The organism is Acidovorax temperans (assembly GCF_028596105.1).
Classification (GTDB): Bacteria; Pseudomonadota; Gammaproteobacteria; order Burkholderiales; family Burkholderiaceae_C; genus Acidovorax; species Acidovorax temperans.
Genome location: NZ_CP117193.1, coordinates 375,096 through 395,542, shown reverse-complemented (window position 1 = coordinate 395,542; position 20,447 = coordinate 375,096). Strand labels below are relative to the sequence as shown.

Below are 20,447 nucleotides of genomic sequence, written 5' to 3'. Positions count from 1 at the left end.
GCCATGCCGCACCGCAAGGCCCGCACCGCCGACATCGAGCAGCGCCTGCTGATCGATGCGATCTACCACCGCTACCACTATGACTTCCGGGGCTACGCGCAGGCGTCGCTCAAGCGGCGGCTGGCGTCGGCGCTGGTGCAGTTTGACTGCAAGACGCTGTCACAGCTGCAGGACCGCGTGCTGCACGAACCCGCCGTGTTCCCTGCGCTGCTCGAATACCTCACCGTGCAGGTGAGCGACATGTTCCGCGACCCCAGCTACTTCCAGGCGCTGCGCCAGGAGGTGGTGCCGCTGCTGCGCACCTACCCGTCGCTCAAGGTCTGGGTGGCCGGATGCAGCGCGGGGGAAGAGGTGTATTCGCTGGCCATCCTGCTGCAGGAAGAAGGCCTGCTGGACCGCACCCTGATCTACGCCACCGACATCAACCCGCACGCGCTGCGCGCCGCCGAGTCGGGCGTGTTCGACGTGTCGCGGGTGGCGGCTTTCACCGAGAACCATGCCCGCTCCGGCGCCCGCAGCTCGTTGTCGGACTACTACGCGGCTGCCTATGGCCGCGTGGTGTTCGACAAGGGGCTGCGCGAACACATGGTGTTTTCCGACCACAGCCTGGCCACCGACAGCGTGTTCGCCGAAGTCCATCTGGTGTCCTGCCGCAATGTGCTCATCTACTTCGAGCGCGACCTGCAGGACCGCGCCCTGGGGCTGTTCCGCGAGTCGCTGTGCCACCGGGGCTTTCTGGGCCTGGGCTCCAAAGAGTCGCTGCGGTTTTCGGCGCACACCGATGCGTTCGACGACTTCGTGCCGCAGGACCGCATCTACCGCAAAAAGGCAGGGCTGTGAGCACCCAACACCTCGCCCCCAGACCCACACCTTCCCGGGGCTACGCAGCCATCGTGGTGGGCGGCTCTGCGGGCGGTATCGACGCCCTGATGGAACTGCTGCCTGCGCTGCCCGCCACACTGCAGGCGGCGGTGCTCGTGGTGCTGCACCTGCCCCGGGACCGGCGCAGCCTGCTGGTGGAGATTTTTCAGCCCCGCTGCGCCCTGCCGCTGCGCGAGGCGCAGGACAAGGACGCCATCACGCCAGGATCGGTGAGCTTTGCGCCACCGGACTACCACCTGCTGGTTGACGGCGGGCCTCAGAGCCCGCATGTGGGGCTGTCGGTGGACCCGCCCCTGCATTTTTCCCGCCCCTCCATCGACGTGCTGTTCGAATCGGCGGCAGACCACTACGGCCCCCGGCTGGTGGGCATCCTGCTGTCGGGCGCCAACGAAGACGGTGTGCACGGCCTGCAGACCATTCAGGCGGCGGGCGGCCTCACCATCGTGCAAGAGCCCGCCAGCGCCAGCATGCCCACCATGCCGCAGGCAGCCATCGCAGCCGTGGCGGTGGACCACATCCTGCCCCCGGAAGGCATTGCAACGCTGCTGGCGGACCTGCACCAGCGCCAGTTGCTTTGATCCGGGCACATGCGACCCTTTTTGAGAACCCCACCCACCCTCCCTACCGCCCATGCCCCAGACCGACCGCACCAAATGCCTGCTCGTTGACGATGTCGAGGAAAACCTCATCGCCCTGGAGGCGCTGCTGCAGCGTGACGGGCTGGACATCCTCAAGGCCCAGTCGGGCCCCGAGGCCCTGGAACTGCTGCTGGCCCACGACGATGTGGCCCTGGCGTTGCTGGACGTGCAGATGCCCGAGATGAATGGTTTTGAGCTGGCGGAGCTGATCCGGGGCAGCGAACGCACCCGACACATCCCACTCATCTTCATGACGGCGGGCTCGCGCGAGCAGAACTGGCAGTTCCGGGGGTACGAGAGCGGGGCGGTGGACTTTCTGTACAAGCCCATCGACCCGCACATGCTCACCAACAAGGCGAGCGTGTTCTTTGAACTGCACCGCCGCAAGCAGGCGCTGGCGCACGAGCTGCGCGCGCGCACCGAGGCGTTGCGCATCAACGAGATGTTCATGGCCGTGCTGAGCCACGACCTGCGCACACCGCTGCAGTCCATCGTCGCTGCGGCCTCCGTACTCAAGCGTCAGCCATCGCCCGACAAGACTGCCCTGATGGCCGACCGTGTTCTTGGCGCGAGCCAGCGCATGGGCCACATGATCGAAGACCTGCTGGACGTGACCCGTGTCCGCCAGGCGGGCGGGCTGGCGCTGCAACTGGGCCCCGCCCACATGCAGACCTTGGTGCAGCGCACCCTGGATGAAGCGGCCACCAGCCACCCCGAACGCGGCATCGAATCCACCGTGGTAGGCGACCTCGCGGGCACCTGGGACGCCGAGCGGCTATGCCAGGTGGTCACCAACCTGGTCGGCAACGCACTGCGCCATGGCAGCGCAGACCAGCCGGTGCGCATTTGCGCCGATGGCAACCTTCCAGAGACCGTGAGCATCACGGTTTCAAACGGTGGCACCATCCCGCCCGAACTGATGCCCCATCTGTTCGACGCGTTTCGTGGGGGCAAACGCGACCCAGGGCGCCACCAGGGGCTGGGCCTGGGGCTTTTCATTGCGCACCAGATCGTGCGGGCGCACCGAGGTGCCATCGAGGCCAAGTCACAAGACAACGTCACGACCTTCCGGGTGACTTTGCCCCGCCACGCCCCCGCACGAAGCGCCGTCGCCTGACGCCGATAGGCTACGGCAGCCCGAGCCATCCAAGCGCCGGGAGGGCCGCGCAGGCGAATGCAGTAAGAGCGGCTAACAAAACTCAGCGAAGCGGTTCTAGCTAGGCGCCGCGTCGCAGACAGTACGCGTAGTACGACAAGACGCGGCAACGACGCCAGAAGAGTTTTGTTAGCCGCTCTAAAGGGAAAAGACGCGTGGTGAGCGACAGATGCCGCCACGCGGCAGGGATCAGGTAGAGACCGAAGCAAGGGCAGTATGGATGCCACCCAGCAGCTGCTCCAACTCTTCCAGCTCGAACGGTTTGAGCAGGGTGCGCACATTCGGCCCCCAGCTGCCCGGCTGGCTACCCAGTTCATAGCCTGAGCACAGCACCACCCAGCGCAGCGGATCGTCTGCCAGCAACCGGCGGGCCAGATCGGTTCCTGACATACCGGGCAGACTCACATCGGTGACCAGTACGTCGAAGGGGTGGCCTGCATCCAGCACCAGGGCCTCTTCGGCACAGGCGCAGGACGTCACCGTGCGGCCTTCGCCTTCCATCAGCATGCCAATGGTTTCGCGCAGCTCTGGATTGTCTTCAACGTACAGGATTCGCATACATCACAGGGGGTTGGTCTGCCATGCCGCGCCAGGGCAGCGCGGATTGCTAAACCCGCATCATGTGCAGGCGAGGGGGCGGCGCCGTGTAGGACAAGGCGCTATTCTGCGGTGCCATGCAATCCAAACGAAGAGCGGCGCGCGCAGCCCCCCCGTTGTCACTCTTCTAGCAGCGAGCGCAGCATCCAGGCGGTTTGCTCGTGCACCGTCAGGCGCTGGGTGAGCAAATCGGCTGTGGGCTCGTCGCTGGCCTTGTCGGCAAGCGGGAACAGGCTACGGGCGGTGCGGGCCACGGCTTCATGGCCTTCGACCAGAACGCGCACCATGTCCAGTGCCTTGGGCGGCTTGGCGGGGGCGTCAGGCACGGTGGCCAGCTTGCCAAACTCGGCATACGAACCAGGGGCCACATGGCCCAGCGAGCGAATGCGCTCGGCAATCGGGTCCACCGCGTTCCACAGTTCGGTGTACTGCGCCATGAACATGGTGTGCAGTGTGTTGAACATGGGGCCCGTCACATTCCAGTGGAAGTTATGGGTGGTGAGGTACAGGGTGTAGGTGTCGGCGAGCAGGCGCGACAGGCCCTGGGCGATGGCAGCGCGGTCTTTGTCGCTGATGCCGATGTTGATGCTGGGGGCAGAGGTCTTGCCGATCACTGCTTTGCTTGCCTTGGCCATGGGTGGTCCTTTCGTGCTGAAAACATGAAACACCCCGCGCCGTGCAGTCCCGAAGGCCGGGCGCGGGGCCCTGACAGACTGTAGCGCAAGCCACCGACAGTGGATGTCATCCGTTGCCGATACCTTGCGTCTGGGTCAAGCAAACGTTGAAAAGCCAGGCCAGCGGCCTGGCCGGGCTCACTGCATTTGCTGCAGGTTGCCGATGCGCACCAGCATCTCGGTGAACATCTGCATGTCTGCATCCAGGTCCGCCACTTCCTTGAACTCCTTGGCGTTGTGGGCCGTGTACTTTTTGCCGGGCATGGCAGGGCCAAAGTTGATGGCGTTGGGCATCAGCTTGGCCGTGGTGCTGCCCGCCGTGGGCACAGGCTGCGCGGGCAGGCCGGTGGTGTCGCCGAACGTGTTGAGCAGCGTGGCCAGCCAGGCGCCCTTGGGGTCGCGCGCCATCCAGTTGCCCTGTTTGTGCTCCACTTCCACGGCCACACCCGTCTGGACACCCCAGGCCTTGATGCGCTCGGTGGTGGCCTGAGATAGTGCCTCGGGCGTGTTGCCACGCGGCATGCGCACGTTCACCAGTACATCGACCTTGCCGTCTTTCTCGCGAATCAGGTTGGGCGACATGGTCAGCGGGCCCATGAAGTCGTCGCTGTAAGCCAGGCCCAGGGTGCGGCCCAGGTAATCCACACCGTACAGATCGGCGATGTACTTCACGGCCTGAGCATAGCCATTGGCCGCCAACGCCAGCCCCGATTGCTGCAGGAACAGCGCCAGGCGCGGCAGCGGGTTCACACCTTCTTCGGGGCGCGAGCCGTGGGCCGAGGCACCCGTGACCTTGACCAGCACATCTGCGCCTTCACGCGTCACGTCGATGCTGAACTTGCCGCCCTGGCTGGTGTATTTGCCGACAAAGGCGTCCTTGGTAGCGTTCAACTGACGGCTAACAGCGTCCACATCGCCGCCGCGCAGGCGGGCGGTGGCGGTCTGGGGCACCGCGTTGGCAGATGCAGCACCCGCCATGGCCACAATGGTGGGCTGGTTGCCTGCGGCGGCACCCAGTGCAAAGGTGGTGCGCAGCGCGCCCGATCCCTTTTCTGCCACCACGGCAGGGTACTTGCTGTCGAGCACGATGTTGTACTCGGGCAGCGTGGTCTTGGCGCGGTAGTACTTCATCGCGTCGCCACCGGTTTCTTCGGTGGTTTCGATCATGAGGCGGATGGTGCGTGCCAGCGGCAGGCCGCTTTCCTTCACGGCCTCCATGGCGTACAGCACGGTGGCGATGGAGCCTTTGTCGTCGATGGAGCCCCGGCCATACAGGTTGCCGCCCACGCGGGTCAGCTTGAAGGGGTCGAGCTTGGTGCCGTCGTCCAGCACCCATTCGTCGGCCACTACAGGCACCACGTCGGCATGGGTCAGGATGCCGAACTCTTCGGGGCCGCTGCCGGGCAGTTTCACTTCAAACACGCGGTTGTCCACGTTGCGGTACTGCAGGCCAAAGTCCTTGGCCATGCCTTCCACCAGCGCGCCAAACGCAATGATGTGCTTGTCTTCGTGCGGTGGCACCTTGTCGGAGCGCACCGTGGGGATGGCCACCATGCGCGTGGTAGCGTCGATCACGGCGGCCTGGTTCTTCAGGCGGTTGTACAGGCCCAGCAAGCGGCTGATGTTGACGAGGTCATCGCCCTGCAGCGTGGCCTTGCGCTCGTACGCCGCGACGGCGGGCGCCAGTTCGGGCTGCATTTGGGCCGATAGCGCCAGGAACTGGCTGAAGCTGCCCGATGCGGCCGTGGCAGACATGGCGGCAGGTGCCGCAGCAATGCGGTCCATTTCGGGCTTCTTGATGGGGCCGCCGGCCTGGGATGCGGCGGGTGGCACGGAAGTACAGGCCGATAGGGCCGCCACCAACGTGGCGGAAAGCCAAAGCTTCTTCATGGGAACCTTTCTTTTGGAGCAGTCACGGACTTGCCGCCGCCATGTGGACGGCGACGGCAGGGACGGGAGGAGGAAGAAATGCAAAAACATTGCAAACGCCAAGCATGCTTTGCCAGCGCGGCGCGACTGTCGCCCCGCACAACGACAGGGCGCAGGTAACAAAATATTTTGATCCCCGTGCCGCAGCAGCAGCAGCAGCAGCAGCACTGCCTCCCGGCGCCAGCGCTCAGGACAGACGCGTCACACCCGGCAATTCGCAGGCGTAAATGGCGTTGCGCAGGGCGGCAATGGCCTCATACCGCGTGAAACTGCGCCGCCAGGCCAGCACCACCCGGCGCATGGGCGGCGGGCTGCCGTCTTTTTCTTCGATGGGCAGGTAGCGGATGTAGCTCTCGTCGCTTTTGCGGCGGCGCGCCGCCGTGTGCAGGGCGTCGCGCGGCACGGAAAGGCGCGGCACCAGCGTCACGCCCATGCCCGCGGCCACCATGTGCTTGATGGTCTCCAGCGACGAGCCCTCGAACGACTTGCGGATGCCCTCGGCGTTGCTGGCAAAGCGGGCGAACTCGGGGCACACCTCCAGCACATGGTCGCGAAAGCAGTGGCCTGCGCCCAGCAGCAGCATGGTTTCGCTTTTCAGCTCGGCCGCGGTGATGGACTTTCGCGAGGCCAGCGCATGGGTACTGGGCACGGCGGCCATGAAGGGCTCGTCGTACAGCGGCGCCATGGCCAAGCCGGTGTCGGGGAAGGGCTCGGCCAGGATGGCGCAGTCGATCTCGCCCGTGCGCAGCATCTCCAGGAGCTTCACGGTGAAGTTCTCCTGCAGCATCAGCGGCATCTGCGGGGTGCGCGTGATGGACTGGCGCACCAGTTCGGGCAGCAGGTAGGGGCCGATGGTGTAGATCACGCCCAGCGTCAGCGGCCCGGCCAGCGGGTCCTTGCCGCGCTTGGCGATTTCCTTGATGGCCGCTGCCTGCTCCAGCACGCTTTGGGCCTGGCGCACGATCTCCTCGCCCAGCGGAGTCACCGTGACTTCGCCAGCGCTGCGTTCAAAGAGCTTCACATCCAGCTCTTCTTCCAGCTTCTTGACGGCCACCGAGAGCGTGGGCTGCGAGACATAGCAGGCATCGGCCGCGTGGCCAAAGTGCTTTTCGCGCGCCACGGCCACGATGTACTTGAGTTCGGTGAGGGTCATGGTGTGTTCCTGCGGGCCGCGTCAGCGTGGGGCTGGGCGGCGTCTCATGCTTTGAGGTAGTCCGATTTTCCCCCCAACCAGCGCGCCACGTGTTTGGCCGCCAATTCGGGGTAGCGATCAAGCATCTGGGGGGCCAGCTCCCGCGCCCATTCGAGCAGGTGCGTATCGGTCGCCAGGTCGGCAAAACGCAGCAGCGCATCGCCCGACTGGCGGGCGCCCAGAAACTCGCCGGGGCCGCGGATTTCCAGGTCGCGCCGGGCGATCTCGAAGCCGTCGTTGGTCTCGGCCATGGCGCGCAGGCGCTCCTTGGCGGTTTCGCCCACGCGGCCGCTGTCGTTAGTGGAATACAGCAGCACGCAGGCCGAGGCCGCCGCGCCGCGCCCCACCCGGCCGCGCAGCTGGTGCAGCTGGCTCAGGCCAAAACGCTCGGCGTGTTCAATGACCATGAGTGAGGCGTTGGGAACGTCCACGCCCACTTCGATCACCGTGGTACTGACCAGCACGCCCATCTGGCCGCTGGAAAAAAGCTGCATCACGGCCTTCTTCTCTGCCGTGGGCATGCGCGAGTGCAGCAAGCCCACCATCACGCCGGGCAGGGCCTCGCTCAAATCGGCGTGGGTGGCGGTGGCGTTGGAGAGGTCCAGCGCCTCGCTCTCTTCGATCAACGGGCATACCCAGTACACCTGCCGTCCGGCCTCCACCTGCGCGCCGATGCGTTCGATCACCTCGTCCTTGCGGCTGTCGGCGATCAGCTTGGTGACGATGGGGGTGCGGCCTGGGGGCAATTCGTCGATGACCGATACATCCAGGTCGGCGTAGTAGCTCATCGCCAGCGTGCGCGGGATGGGGGTCGCGCTCATCATCAGCATGTGCGGCTCCATGCCTTGGGCTGCGAGCTTTTGCCGCAGCGCCAGCCGCTGCGCCACGCCGAAGCGGTGTTGCTCGTCGATGATGGCCAGCGCCAGGTTCTTGAACTGCACCTGCTCCTGGATCACGGCGTGGGTGCCCACCACCAGCGCGGCCTCGCCGCTCGCCACCAGGGCCAGCATGGCGGTGCGGTCCTTCTTTTTCTGCCCGCCCACCAGCCAGGCCACCTTGCGGCCGCGTGCGGCCAGCAGCGGCTCCAGCCAGCCGATCATTTTGGCAAAGTGCTGTTCGGCCAGGATTTCGGTGGGCGCCATCAGCGCGCATTGCCAGCCCGCATCCATGGCCAGGCAGGCGGCCAGGGCCGACACAATGGTTTTGCCCGAGCCCACATCACCCTGCAACAACCGGTGCATGGGCACACGGCGGGCCAGGTCGGCGGCGATTTCTTCACCCACACGGCGCTGGGCGGCCGTGAGGTCGAACGGCAGCACGGCCATGAGCTGTTCGTGCAGGGGCAGCGCACCATCTTGCGCAGGCTGGGGGCGCAGCACCGGGGCGCGCAGCCGGTCGCGTTCACGGCGGGACTGGTATTGCGAGAGCTGCTGAGCCAGCAACTCCTCGGCTTTCAGGCGCTGCCAGGCGGGGTGGCTGTGGTCTTCCAGGGTGGACAGGGCCACATCCGGCGTGGGGTGATGCAAAAAAGTGAGCGCCTCGCGCAATCCCCACGAGCGCTGGATGCCATTTTGATTCAAATAAATGGCATAAGGAGGCTCCGCCCCCGGCGGCAGGGTGTCTGATAAATCCACCCGCCCCAGGGCGCTGACCACAGCGCGCCGCAGATACGGCTGGGGCAGCCCGGCGGTGGTGGGGTAAACGGGCGTGAGGGCTGCGGGTAATTCGCCCCCCGCCAGCCGGAACGCCGGGTGCAGCATCTGCCGCCCCCAAAAGCCCCCCTTGACCTCGCCCCGAATGCGCAAGCGGTTGCCCACCGCCATGGTCTTCTGGTGCGAGGGGTAGAAGCTGAAAAACCGCAGCTCGCAACTGCCCGTGGCGTCTTCCACCTGCACCAGCAACTGGCGGCGCGGGCGCAGCTGCACCTCGCAGGCCGTCACCGTGGCCTCGATCTGCACCGTCTGCCCATCGCGGGCGCTGGCCAGGGGGGTGATGCGGGTTTCGTCCTCGTAACGCAGCGGCAGGTGCAAAGCCAGGTCGATATCGCGGCGCAGCCCCATCTTTTGCAAGGCTTTTTGGGCAGCGCTGGGGGCGGCCGGGGCGGCGGGCCTCGAAACTGCGGGCATTTTCTTCAAAGTGGGAGGACAATGGAGGGCGAGAGGCGGGGCGAAAAGGCTAACATGGATAAAGCCCCGGCCCCTGCGATTGCGTTAGTTTGCGTTCTGGATAGTTGTCATGCTCAAGCGAATCAGTACCAAAAATCTCATCCTGGGCATGTACCTGCACGAATTCTGCGGCTCGTGGATGGAGCACCCGTTCTGGCGTGCAAAGTTCCTCCTGAAGGACCCCAAGGATCTGGAGCGCATCCTGGCCACCGCAATCGATGAGGTGTGGATCGACACCTCCAAGGGGCTGGATGTGGCGGCGGGGGTGAGCTCCGTCTCGCGCGAAGAGGCTGACCTGCAGATCGATTCAGAGTTTGCCCAGCTGGAAGACATGCCAGCCATCGTCATCGAAGAGCCGCCCCGCCCTGTGCTGCCGCGTCGGGGCCGCGAGCCCACGTCGATGCAAGATGAAATCCAACTGGCTGCCTCCATTTGTAGCGAGTCCAAACGTGCCGTCGTTTCGATGTTCAACGAAGCGCGCATGGGCAAGGTGGTGGACGCGGCCAACGCGCAAAGCCTGGTGGAAGAGATTTCGGACTCCGTCAGACGCAACCCCGGCGCACTCATCAGCCTGGCCCGCCTGAAAACTGCCGACGACTACACCTATATGCATTCCGTGGCCGTGTGCGCCATGATGGTGGCCTTGGCCAAGCAGATTGGTCTGAGCGAAGAACACACCCGCAGCGCCGGCATGGCCGGCCTGCTGCACGACCTGGGCAAGGCCGCCATCCCGCTGCCCGTTCTGAACAAGCCTGGCAAGCTCACAGACAGCGAGTTCGCGGTGGTCAAGAGCCACCCGGTCGAGGGCTACAACCTGCTCAAGGAAGGCGGCAATGTCGAAGACTCGGTACTTGACGCCTGCCTGCACCACCACGAAAAAATGGATGGCACCGGCTACCCCGACAAGCTGCAGGGCGACCAGATCTCGCTGATCGCGCGCATGACGGCCATCTGTGACGTGTACGACGCCATCACGTCTGACCGCCCTTACAAGCGCGGCTGGGATCCTTCCGAATCCATTCGCCGCATGGCGGAGTGGACCAAAGGGCACTTCGACCCGCGCCTGTTCCAGGCCTTCGTCAAAAGCATCGGCATCTACCCGGTGGGCTCGCTCGTGCGGCTGTCATCCGGCCGCATTGGCGTGGTGACAGAGCAAGGCGAAAAGTCCCTCACCTCGCCGCGCGTGAAGGTGTTCTTCTCCACCAAGTCAGACCTGCGCATCCCCCCTGAAGTGGTGAACCTGGCCGAGCCGGGCTGCAACGAAAAAATCGTCGCCCGCGAAGACCCTGACAAATGGCGGTTTCCAGACCTCAACGAGTTGTGGTCGGGCCTGCCAGAGCGCCCCTGGTAACCCCCACGGGTAGCCCCGACCCCAGCGCCTTCGGCACGCCGCTGCACCGCCGAAGGCCAGTCACCTGACGCCACCCACGCGCCGCGCCATGACCTCTTTTCTAACCCTTACCCCCAACCCCGCGCTAGACATTGCCACCAGCACCGTGCAGGTGCTGCCCACCCACAAGCTGCGGTGCGGCACGGTGCAGCGCTACCCCGGCGGGGGCGGCATCAATGTGGCCCGGGTGCTGCACCGCCTGGGCGCTGCGGTAGAGGCACGGGCCCTGGTGGGCGGCCCTGCAGGCGCGCAACTGCAAGCACTGCTGCAGCAAGAAGGGGTGGCATGCCAGATGCACGCCATCGCTGGCGATACCCGTGAAAACATGTCGGTGCTGGAGACCCGCACTGGCCAGGAGTTTCGGTTCGTGCTGCCAGGCCCCACGGTGGACCACACGCAATCCCAAGCCCTGCTAGAGGCCCTGCTGCCAACCGCAGAGCCGGGTTCGCAACTCGCCCGGTGGGTCATCGCCAGCGGCAGTCTGCCACCCGGAATGCCGCACGACTTTTATGCGCAACTGGCCCGCGCAGCCCAACAGCAAGGAACACCGCTTGCGCTCGACACCTCGGGCGCCGCGCTGGCGGCAGCGCTGGAAGTGGGAGTGGCGCTCGTCAAGCCCAGCCTGCGCGAGTTGCGCGACTTGCTGCAACAGCCGCTGAACACCGTGCAGGAATGCGGTGACGCCGCCTTCACCCTGGTGCAGCAAGGCGCTGCCAGTACGGTGGCTGTTTCCATGGGCGAGCAAGGCGCCGTGCTGGCCCGCCGCGACGGCGTATGGCACGCACCAGCGCTGGCGGTGCCAACCACCACCGGCACCACCGGGGCGGGCGATTGCTTTTTGGCGGCCTTGGTCTGGGCGCTGGAACGTGGCGACACACCGCCCGAGGCATTGCGCTGGGGCGTGGCTGCCGGGGCCGCCGCCTTGCTGTCGCCCGGCACCGCGCTGGCACAGGCCGCAGACATCCACCGCCTGCACGCCCAGGTGCCCGTGCCGCAGGTGATCACTGTGGCCCGCTGAACCGCCACACCGAGCGCATCGGGGCGTGGGACAATAGCGCCCTTTTTTCTTGGCACGGGCCCGTTCGGCCCTCAAGCTCATGACCGATCTTTCGCTCTCCGCCCCTGGCGCCCCCCTGGCACCACACGCCTACACCCTCAGCGACTTCGACTTCTCGCTGCCTCCCGAACTCATCGCACAGCACCCCGCCCCCGAGCGCAGCGCATCGCGCCTGCTCGACGGCCGCGCCATGGCGCCCGCAGACCGTATCTTCCGTGAACTGCCCGGCCTGCTGCGCGAAGGCGATCTGCTCGTCTTCAACGACACCCGCGTCGTCAAGGCCCGCATCTTTGGCGAGAAGGCCAGTGGCGGCAAGCTGGAACTGCTGATCGAGCGCGTCCTGCCCGCCGAAGCTGGAAGCGCAGGGAATGAAGTGGTAGCCCACATGAAGGTCAGCAAAAAGCCCCTGCCCGGCAGCACCGTGCACATGGCCGGCGGCCGCCACGCGGGCGGCTTTGATGCCAGGCTGCTGGGCCGCTGGCCCACCGAAGACGGCCCGCTGTTCCGCTTTGCCTTGCAAGGCCCCGCAGGCGAGACGCCGTGGGAGTTGATGGACCGCCACGGCCACCTGCCGCTGCCGCCCTACATCGAACGCCAGCAAAACACCGACCACGACCCTGACGAGGCGGAAGACAGCCAGCGCTACCAAACCGTGTTTGCCCGCAACCCCGGCGCCGTTGCTGCCCCCACCGCCGCGCTGCACTTTGACGAAGGCGTGCTGGCCGAGCTGCAGTCGCGCGGCATCGAGCGCGCCAGCGTCACCCTGCACGTGGGCGCAGGCACCTTCCAACCGGTCAAAACGGAGAACCTGGCCGAACACCAGATGCACAGCGAGTGGTACGAAGTGCCCCTGGCCACCCTGGCTGCCCTGGAGCGCTGCCGCCAGCGCGGTGGCCGCGTGGTAGCTGTGGGCACCACCACCGTGCGCACGCTGGAATCGTGGGCCCAAAGCGGCAAGACCACGGGTGACACCAACATCTTCATCACCCCAGGGTTCAGCTTCAAGATGGTGGATGTGCTGATCACCAACTTCCACCTGCCCAAAAGCACCTTGATGATGCTGGTGAGCGCGTTTGCGGGCTACGCCCACATCATGGGCCTGTACCGCCACGCCATTGCACAGCGCTACCGCTTTTTTAGTTATGGGGATGCGATGCTGCTGGAGCGCGCCAAGGCCGCCAACTGATCCAACGACCTAGCACCGCCACGCCGAGCAAATCGTCACACCTGTTTACGATTGGATGCCATCAAGAGGGGCAAGGCACAACATACCGGGCCTACACTCGCCGCGACTAACCAGCACACATTTGAGCTGGCACACGTTGCAAGACCTCCCCTCATGAGAAAAACCCTCTCCCTCCACCCCGTGGCGCTTTCCTGTGTTCTGCTGCTCGGGGGCTGTGCCGCCAACCCGACTGACAAGAACACCAAGGCAGCCGCAGGCACAGCGCATGGGGCGCCACAGTCTTCCGATACAGCATCGGAGGTGGGCCGTGCCATCACGCCTCCGCTGTCAGACCTGAATCTGGTGAAGGCAAACATTCCGCCGCAGCTGGCGGCAGCCCGCCAAGCCCCTTACGCCCTGCCGACCGACCGCAGCTGCCAAGCGCTGGCAGAGCAGGTGCGGTCACTGGATGCGGTGCTGGGGGCCGATCTGGACACCCCTTCCACCTCAACCAACCCCAGTCTGATTGAGCGGGGTGCGGGCGCAGCGAAGAAGGGAGCCATCGGCGCCGTGAGAGGCGCAGCAGAAGACGTTGTGCCCATGCGCAGCTGGGTGCGCAAGCTGACGGGCGCCGAGAAGTACAGCCGCGAGGTGGAAGCCTCCATCACAGCGGGCACCATCCGGCGCAGCTACCTCAAGGGGCTGGGGCAGGCTGCGGGCTGCGAGTCGCCTGCGGCGCCCTTGGCACCCAAGGCCGAGGAATAAGCCCCCCTCCAGCGCGGTGAAGGTGTGGGGCAGCGCCTCAGCCCTGGTTCCGCTCCCGGAACGCCCGCGCCTGGCCGAAATGGCCATTGCCAATGAAGGGCACGGGTGGCCGCAAGGCCGACAGAGGCGAGGGGTGGTTGGAGGTGAGCACGAGATGCCCCCGGCCCTGCGGGATGAAGGCGCGTTTGGACTGTGCGTGCGAGCCCCACAGCATGAAAACCACCGGGCGATCCCCTTCAGCCACATGGCGGATGACGGCATCGGTCAGCAGCTCCCAGCCCTTGCCGGCGTGGCTGGCAGCTTGCCCCTCTTCCACGGTGAGGCAGGTGTTGAGCAGCAGCACCCCGTTTTGCGCCCACTTCACCAGGCTGCCACCAGGATTGGGAAAGGGCGGAAACGGCACGCCCAGATCGCGCTGCATTTCCTTGAAGATGTTTTGTAGCGAGGGCGGCAGGCGCACGCCGGGCGCTACCGAAAAGGCCAGCCCTTCGGCCTGCCCACGCCCGGGATAGGGGTCTTGCCCCAGGATGACCACGCGCACGGCATCGGGCGGGGTCAGTTCCAGCGCGCGCAGCGGGCGGGGTGGGAAGATGCTGGCGCCTGCATCCATGCGGCTTTGCAAGAAAGCCAGCAGCTTTTGCCCCACAGGTCCACCAAAAAACTCATCCACCAACGGCTGCCAGCCAGGGGCCACAGGCCAATCGGCAGGGTTGGCAGAGGTGAGCTGAGTGGGGGCTTCGTTGGCAGGGGCAAGCAAGTCGGTCATGGCAAAGCAGCGGGAATGTGCGCGGGGCTAGAGTATCGGCCGAAACGACCCTCACGCCTGCTGCGGCTCTCCAGTGCAACTGATAGTCATCAAAAGCTATCATTTTGATAGCTTCTCGCGCTTACCCATCAAGCGCTAGAGCCTTATTTCATCTAAAAATTCAGCCCGCTTGGTGTCTCTGCGCCACATCGGCAAAAGCCTCGTGCGTGCTCAGGAACACCTGGCCCTGCATGCGCCGACCGAAGTCAGTATGCTTGAGCCGGTCCATCACCGGGCCCTTGACCTCGGCCAGCAAAAAGCGAATGCCGCGCTCGCGCAGGCTGCGCTCCAGATCGCCCAGCACCCCGAGGGCGGTGGTGTCGATCTGGTTGACGGCAGAGCACACCAGCAGCACATGGCGCGCGGCGGGGTTGGCGTGGACCAGCGCCTCAATGCGGTCTTGCAGCACGCTGGCGTTGGCGAAATACAGGCTTTCGTCCACCCGCACCGCCACCAAGCCGGGCTCGGTGACGACCTGGTGCCGGTCTACGTTGCGGAAGTGCTCGGTACCCGGCACCCGGCCCACCACGGCCATGTGCGGGTGGCTGCTGCGCCACACCAGGGTGCCCAGCGACAACGCCACCCCCAGCAGAATGCCTGCCTCCACACCCAGCGCCATCACCCCCAACGCGGTGGCGATCAGCGACAGCGCATCGGCCTTGTCATAGTGCCATGCCTCGCGCAGCGTGCCCCAATCGATGAGACCAGTCACGGCCACGATGATGGTGGCCGCCAGCACGGCTTGGGGCAGCGCATGGAACCAGCCGGTGAAGAAAGCCACCACCAGCGCCATCAGCGCGGCGGAGATGACGCCTGCCAGCGGTGTGTTGGCACCGGCAGCAAAATTGACGACCGAGCGGGCAAACCCACCGGTGACCGGAAAGCCCCCCGACACGGCGCTGGCCAGGTTGGCAGCGCCCAAGCCCAGCAGTTCGCGGTTGGGTTCAATGCGTTGCTGCCGCTTGAGCGCCAGCGACTGGGCCACCGACACGCTCTCGACAAAGCCCACCAGTGAAATCAGCAGCGCAGGCAACCACAGCGCCTGCACAGAGCCCCAATCCCAGGCGGGCAGACCCAGCGCGGGCAAGCCCTGCGGCACGGTGCCCACCACGGGCACACCGTGGCTGCGGTCCAGCCCCCACAGGCTGACGACGGCCGTGGAAACAACCACCACCAGCATCGGCGACAGCTTGGCGGCCATGTCAGCCGCTTTGGCAGGCCAACCTGTGCGCACCAGCAACTTGGCCAGGTATTTGCGGGCGAACCACAGGAACAGCACGCTGGCGCCCCCCAGCGCCAGCACGGCGGGCTTGGTTTGGGGCAAGGCGTGGGCCAGGCTGAAGAGGGTCTGGAAGACGTTCTCGCCCTGCACCTTCACGCCCAGCAAGTGCTTGAGCTGGCCCACGGCAATCAGTACCGCAGAGCCGGTAATGAAGCCGCTGATGACCGGGTGGCTCAAGAAATGCGCCAGAAACCCCAGGCGCAACAGGCCAAACGCCAGCAACATCACCCCGGAGAGCAGCGACAGCAACACGGCCAGCTGCACATACTGCACCGAGCCCGCCGCAGCCAGCGGCTGCAAGGCGCTCGCTGTCATCAGCGAAGCCACAGCCACGGGCCCCACAGCCAGCGTCATGCTGGAGCCCAGCAGCGCATAAGCCACGATGGGCAGCAGGCTGGCGTACAACCCCACCTCAGCCGGAAGCCCCGCCAGCAGCGCATAGGCCAGGCTTTGCGGGATCAGCATCACCGTGACGATCAGGCCCGCCACCGCATCCCCGGCCAGCCAGGAGGCCCGGTAGTTGCGCAGCCAATCGGGAATGGGGTTCATGGCGGGCCTTCCTTGCCGTGACAACTCAAGGCGATGAGTCAAGCTCAGGCTTTCGTGGAGCGGCGCGATTCCAGCCATTCAAAAATGGCCATGCCAGCCACCATCGCAATGACGAACACGATGGCCTTGGGCTGGCCAGCGCCCGCCGACACGATGGCAGGCCCAGGGCAGAAACCGGCCACACCCCAGCCTGCGCCAAACATCAAGCTGCCAATGACCAGGCGCTTGTCGATGTGGCGCGCCGTGGGCAACTGCATGGCGCCACCCAGAAATGCGGTGGTGCGCTTGCGGGCCACAAAAAAGGCGCCAATGCCGACCAGGATGGCCCCGCCCATCACAAAGGCGAGCGACGGGTCCCAATTCCCGGCCAGATCCAGAAAGCCCTGGACTTTGGCCGGATCGGTCATGCCTGCCACGATGAGGCCGATGCCAAACAACAGACCAACAACAAATTCCATCAAACGGTGTGCCATGGTGTACTCCTCAGCTTGAAAACGGGCGGCTTACGCGAAGACGTGGCGCAGCAAGAAGACAGTGATGAAACCCGCCGCCATGAACGACAGCGTGGCCACCAGCGAGCGGGGCGACATGCGCGAGAGGCCGCACACCCCATGGCCGCTGGTGCAGCCCGAGCCGTAGCGGGTGCCAATGCCCACCAGCAAGCCCGCGACGATCACCATGGCCCAACTGGCGTCGATGGTCGCGACCATCGGGCCGATGAAGGCCACATACAGGCTGGGCGCCACCAGCATGCCCAGCAGGAAAGACAGGCGCCAGACGATGTCGCGCGTCTTGGGCCGCAGCAGCCCGCCCACAATGCCGCTGATGCCCAGCACCCGCCCGTTGAACAGGATGAACAGGGCCGAGGCCAGGCCCAGCACGATGCCGCCGGCCAGCGACATCCAGGGGGTGAAGTGGTTCCAGTCAATCGTCATGTCTCTGTACTCCTTGATTTCACAAAATGGCTTGAACAGTTCCGCGATCACTGCCCGAATGTCCAAGACAGCATCGTTGCGTTCGCATGGCTGGAAATTGTATATGATTTGATATATTATTCAAACACATTCTGTTTTTTCTAAAACGTAGGGAGCTGCCATGCAAGCTCAAGTGAAAGCCTTCTTTGACCCGGCCACCTGGACCGTGTCCTATGTGGTGTTCGATGCGCCTGGCGGCCATTGCGCGCTGGTGGATTCGGTACTGGACTACGACCCCAAGTCCGGCCGCACCCGCCCGGATTCAGCCGATCAGCTGATCGCTTTCGTGCGCGAGCAGAACCTGACGGTGGACTGGATTCTGGAAACCCATGCCCATGCCGACCACCTCTCGGCGGCGCCGTACCTGCGCAAGCACCTGGGCGGCAAGATTGCCATCGGCGGCAAGATCACCCAGGTGCAGAACGTGTTCAAGGGCATCTTCCATCTGGAGCCTGAATTCGCTACCAACGGCAGCCAGTTCGACCACCTGTTTGAAGACGGTGACACCTTTGCGATTGGCGCCCTGCAGGCGCAGGCGCTGTCGGTGCCCGGCCACACCCCTGCCTGCATGGCCTACCAGGTGGGTGATGCGGTGTTCGTGGGCGATACGCTCTTCATGCCCGATGTGGGCACTGCGCGCTGCGACTTCCCCGGCGGCAACGCCCACACGCTGTACCAGTCGGTTCGCAAGTTGCTGAGCCTGCCACCCGAGACACGTCTGTTCATGTGCCACGACTACCCACCCGAAGGGCGAGAAGCCCAATGGGAATGCACCGTGGCAGACCAGCGCGCGCGCAACATCCATGTGCACGATGGCGTGAGCGAAGCAGAGTTCGTGGGCATGCGCACAAAGCGCGATGCAGGCCTGGCCATGCCGGTGCTGATCCTGCCTTCGGTGCAGGTCAACATCCGCGCGGGCGAGCTGCCCCCCCCCGAGGCCAATGGCGTCAGCTACCTCAAGATCCCGCTGAACGCGCTGTGATACCTCCCAGGGGCTTCAAAAAAAAACGCATCCCGCCCCAGATCACTGTGCGGGATGTGCACGGCAGCACGCTGCACGGCGGCCAAGCCACAGGACTGCAAGCCTGAATTGGAGGGCCAGCAATTGGACGCGGAGGGCTGACACCGAAGCGCAGCGCCAAATGCCATCAAGCCCTCCCGCGCAGCGCGGAAATGCGGAGCGCTTGTGCCCCGCCCGTCCAACCCTCAGGCGAACAGTTTGGCGAGCGCCAGCCCTGGGTCGTCGGCCCGCATGAAGGCCTCACCCACCAGAAAGGCGTGCACACCCGCGTCGCGCATGGTCTTCACATCGGCGGGCTTGAGGATGCCGGATTCGGTCACCAGCAGGCGATCGGCGGGCACGTCCTTCAGCATGCCCAGGGTCGTATCGAGCGTGACCTCGAACGTCCGCAGGTTGCGGTTGTTGATGCCCACCAGCGGAGTCTTGAGCTTGAGCGCGCGCTCCAGCTCGGGGCGGTCGTGCACTTCTACCAGCACCGCCATGTCCAGGCTGCGGGCGATGGCTTCAAAGTCAGCCATCTGCGCGTCATCCAGACACGCGGCGATCAGCAGAATGGCATCGGCCCCCATGGCTCGCGACTCATAGATCTGGTACGCATCCACCATGAAATCCTTGCGCAGCACGGGCAGCAATGTGCTGGCCCGGGCCTGCTTCAGGTAGTCGGGCTGGCCCTGGAAAAACTGCCGATCGGTCAGCACCGACAGGCAAGCCGCGCTCACCTTGCCGTCGCCTTCCATGTAGCTCTGGGCAATGTCGGCAGGCTCGAAGTTGGCGCGCAGCACGCCCTTGCTGGGGCTGGCCTTCTTGACCTCGGCAATCACCGCCGCCTGACCCTTGGCGATCTTGGCGCGCAGCGCGCCTTCAAAGTCGCGGGTGAGCACACGGCTCTCGGCATCGGCGCGCATGGCGGGCAGCGGCAGGCGCTTTTTGGCGGCGGCCACTTCTTCGTGCTTGACGGCGACGATTTTGTTGAGGATGTCACTCATGGTTTGCAGCCTTCTTGTCGGGCTCCTCAGAGCCCTGTTTCAGTATGTTGGTGAACACGCGGTGCATCACCACGCCCACCACGATGAACAGCGCTGATACGCCCAGGGCGATCCACAGTCCAGGGTCGCTCCACATGGCTGCCTCAGGCCGCCAGCGCGTGGGTGCGCACCACCAGTGCCTCCAGCTTGGCCTTGGCGGCGCCGCTGGCGATGGCTGCTCGTGCCTTGGCGATGCCGTCCTGGATGGACGCCGCCACATTGGCCGCATACAGCGCCGCCCCTGCGTTCAGACAAACGATGTCGTGCGCGGCGCCGGTCGCACCACTGAGCACATCCAGCAGCATCTGGCGCGACTGCTCGGGCGTTTCCACTTTCAGCGCCCGGTTGCTCACCATGGGCAGGCCAAAGTCTTCGGGGTGGATTTCGTATTCGGTGATCTGGCCATTCTTCAGCTCGCCCACCAGCGTAGCGGCGCCCAGGCTCACTTCGTCCATGCCGTCGCGGCCGTACACAACCAGCGCGTGTTCGGCGCCCAGGCGCTGCAGCGCGCGCACCTGGATACCGACGAGGTCGGGGTGGAACACACCCATCAAGATGTTGGGCGCGCCTGCCGGGTTGGTCAGCGGCCCCAGGATGTTGAACAGCGTGCGCACGCCCAGCTCCTTGCGCACCGGCGCCACGTTTTTCATGGCGGGGTGGTGGTTGGGCGCAAACATGAAGCCAATGCCCACGTCGGCAATGCACTGGGCGATCTGCTCTGGCTGCAGGTTGATGTGGATGCCCAGAGCGTCCATCACATCCGCGCTGCCGCTCTTGCTGGAAACACTGCGCCCACCGTGCTTGCTGACCTTGGCGCCCGCCGCCGCTGCCACAAACATGGAGCAGGTGGAGATGTTGAAGGTGTTGGCACCGTCACCACCCGTGCCCACGATGTCCACCATGTGGGTCGTGTCCTGAACGTGCACCTTGGTGCTGAACTCGCGCATGACCTGCGCGGCGGCGGTGATCTCGCCAATGGTTTCCTTCTTCACGCGCAGGCCGGTGATGATGGCGGCGGTCATCACGGGCGAGAGCTCGCCGTTCATGATGAGCCGCATCAGGTGCAGCATCTCGTCGTGGAAGATTTCGCGGTGTTCAATCGTGCGCTGCAGCGCTTCCTGGGGGGTGATGGGCATGGGGTACCTACTGGGTGTGGGGTGGTGACCGAAACGGTAGCGGCA

The 20,447-nt window shown here is 65.2% G+C and carries 20 protein-coding genes; 8 read left to right on the top strand and 12 right to left on the bottom strand.

Features of this window, described 5'->3' with window-relative positions; genetic code table 11:
• Positions 1-3: 3 nt before the first annotated feature.
• Genes PQV96_RS01770 through PQV96_RS01760 form a run of 3 tightly spaced genes read left to right on the top strand, consistent with a single transcriptional unit; the run spans position 4 to position 2,637 of the window.
• The gene (locus PQV96_RS01770) at positions 4-840 is read left to right on the top strand and encodes a CheR family methyltransferase (protein WP_273624377.1); all 837 of its coding nucleotides are present in this window, start codon (positions 4-6) and stop codon (positions 838-840) included.
• Positions 837-1,460, top strand: coding sequence for a chemotaxis protein CheB (locus PQV96_RS01765; RefSeq protein WP_273624375.1), 624 nt, complete (start codon positions 837-839; stop codon positions 1,458-1,460). The genes PQV96_RS01770 and PQV96_RS01765 overlap by 4 nt, the downstream gene beginning before the upstream one ends.
• A gap of 52 nt (positions 1,461-1,512) precedes the next feature.
• Positions 1,513-2,637 carry a hybrid sensor histidine kinase/response regulator gene (locus tag PQV96_RS01760; RefSeq protein WP_273624374.1) on the top strand — a complete coding sequence of 375 codons (1,125 nt, stop codon included), beginning with the start codon at positions 1,513-1,515 and terminating at the stop codon, positions 2,635-2,637.
• A gap of 228 nt (positions 2,638-2,865) precedes the next feature.
• Here the strand turns inward: PQV96_RS01760 and PQV96_RS01755 are convergent, their stop codons facing one another.
• From PQV96_RS01755 to recG, 5 genes are all read right to left on the bottom strand, one after another.
• Positions 2,866-3,234 carry a response regulator gene (locus tag PQV96_RS01755; protein ID WP_273624373.1) on the bottom strand — a complete coding sequence of 123 codons (369 nt, stop codon included), beginning with the start codon at positions 3,232-3,234 and terminating at the stop codon, positions 2,866-2,868.
• A 158-nt stretch (positions 3,235-3,392) separates the two neighbouring features.
• Positions 3,393-3,908: a Dps family protein gene (locus PQV96_RS01750; RefSeq protein WP_273624372.1), complete on the bottom strand. Its 516-nt coding sequence runs from the start codon at positions 3,906-3,908 to the stop codon at positions 3,393-3,395.
• 177 nt (positions 3,909-4,085) lie between these two features.
• Positions 4,086-5,837 (bottom strand): dipeptidase, encoded by a 1,752-nt coding sequence (locus PQV96_RS01745; protein ID WP_273624371.1) that lies wholly within the window; start codon positions 5,835-5,837, stop codon positions 4,086-4,088.
• A gap of 226 nt (positions 5,838-6,063) precedes the next feature.
• Entirely contained in the window at positions 6,064-7,029 is a 966-nt protein-coding gene (locus PQV96_RS01740; protein WP_273624370.1) for a LysR substrate-binding domain-containing protein, read from the bottom strand.
• A gap of 44 nt (positions 7,030-7,073) precedes the next feature.
• Complete coding sequence (recG, locus tag PQV96_RS01735) at positions 7,074-9,194, bottom strand: ATP-dependent DNA helicase RecG (RefSeq protein ID WP_273624369.1); 2,121 nt, start codon at positions 9,192-9,194, stop codon at positions 7,074-7,076.
• 109 nt (positions 9,195-9,303) lie between these two features.
• On the opposite strand from recG, the gene PQV96_RS01730 reads away from it, so the two are divergent.
• The 4 genes from PQV96_RS01730 (at position 9,304) to PQV96_RS01715 (ending at position 13,610) form a co-directional block, all read left to right on the top strand.
• The gene (locus PQV96_RS01730; RefSeq protein WP_273624368.1) at positions 9,304-10,584 is read left to right on the top strand and encodes an HD-GYP domain-containing protein; all 1,281 of its coding nucleotides are present in this window, start codon (positions 9,304-9,306) and stop codon (positions 10,582-10,584) included.
• An 88-nt stretch (positions 10,585-10,672) separates the two neighbouring features.
• Entirely contained in the window at positions 10,673-11,641 is a 969-nt protein-coding gene (locus PQV96_RS01725) for a 1-phosphofructokinase family hexose kinase (RefSeq protein ID WP_273624367.1), read from the top strand.
• 79 nt (positions 11,642-11,720) lie between these two features.
• Positions 11,721-12,866 carry a tRNA preQ1(34) S-adenosylmethionine ribosyltransferase-isomerase QueA gene (queA, locus tag PQV96_RS01720; protein ID WP_273624366.1) on the top strand — a complete coding sequence of 382 codons (1,146 nt, stop codon included), beginning with the start codon at positions 11,721-11,723 and terminating at the stop codon, positions 12,864-12,866.
• Positions 12,867-13,019: 153 nt separating this feature from the next.
• Positions 13,020-13,610 carry a hypothetical protein gene (locus PQV96_RS01715; RefSeq protein WP_198847698.1) on the top strand — a complete coding sequence of 197 codons (591 nt, stop codon included), beginning with the start codon at positions 13,020-13,022 and terminating at the stop codon, positions 13,608-13,610.
• Between the two features lie 37 nt (positions 13,611-13,647).
• On the opposite strand, the gene PQV96_RS01710 is transcribed toward PQV96_RS01715, so the two are convergent.
• The 4 genes from PQV96_RS01710 to PQV96_RS01695 all read right to left on the bottom strand — a co-directional run bounded on the left by PQV96_RS01710 (position 13,648) and on the right by PQV96_RS01695 (position 17,181).
• Positions 13,648-14,376, bottom strand: coding sequence for a uracil-DNA glycosylase (locus PQV96_RS01710; protein WP_273624365.1), 729 nt, complete (start codon positions 14,374-14,376; stop codon positions 13,648-13,650).
• Positions 14,377-14,536: 160 nt separating this feature from the next.
• Positions 14,537-16,246: a SulP family inorganic anion transporter gene (locus PQV96_RS01705; RefSeq protein ID WP_273624364.1), complete on the bottom strand. Its 1,710-nt coding sequence runs from the start codon at positions 16,244-16,246 to the stop codon at positions 14,537-14,539.
• A gap of 44 nt (positions 16,247-16,290) precedes the next feature.
• Positions 16,291-16,719, bottom strand: a complete 429-nt coding sequence (locus PQV96_RS01700) for a YeeE/YedE family protein (protein WP_066697276.1) — start codon at positions 16,717-16,719, stop codon at positions 16,291-16,293.
• Positions 16,720-16,749: 30 nt separating this feature from the next.
• On the bottom strand, positions 16,750-17,181 hold the full coding sequence (locus PQV96_RS01695) for a YeeE/YedE family protein (protein ID WP_066697289.1): 432 nt from the start codon (positions 17,179-17,181) through the stop codon (positions 16,750-16,752).
• 160 nt (positions 17,182-17,341) lie between these two features.
• On the opposite strand from PQV96_RS01695, the gene PQV96_RS01690 reads away from it, so the two are divergent.
• Positions 17,342-18,202 (top strand): MBL fold metallo-hydrolase, encoded by an 861-nt coding sequence (locus tag PQV96_RS01690; protein WP_273624363.1) that lies wholly within the window; start codon positions 17,342-17,344, stop codon positions 18,200-18,202.
• 224 nt (positions 18,203-18,426) lie between these two features.
• On the opposite strand, the gene trpC is transcribed toward PQV96_RS01690, so the two are convergent.
• The 3 genes from trpC to trpD are packed head-to-tail and all read right to left on the bottom strand — an operon-like array spanning position 18,427 to position 20,402.
• Positions 18,427-19,227 carry an indole-3-glycerol phosphate synthase TrpC gene (gene trpC, locus PQV96_RS01685; protein WP_066697270.1) on the bottom strand — a complete coding sequence of 267 codons (801 nt, stop codon included), beginning with the start codon at positions 19,225-19,227 and terminating at the stop codon, positions 18,427-18,429.
• A complete protein-coding gene (locus PQV96_RS01680) occupies positions 19,220-19,363 on the bottom strand; it encodes a hypothetical protein (RefSeq protein WP_167336940.1) in 144 nt (47 codons plus the stop codon). The genes trpC and PQV96_RS01680 overlap by 8 nt, the downstream gene beginning before the upstream one ends.
• A gap of 7 nt (positions 19,364-19,370) precedes the next feature.
• Entirely contained in the window at positions 19,371-20,402 is a 1,032-nt protein-coding gene (gene trpD / locus PQV96_RS01675) for an anthranilate phosphoribosyltransferase (RefSeq protein WP_067513440.1), read from the bottom strand.
• Positions 20,403-20,447: the final 45 nt, after the last annotated feature.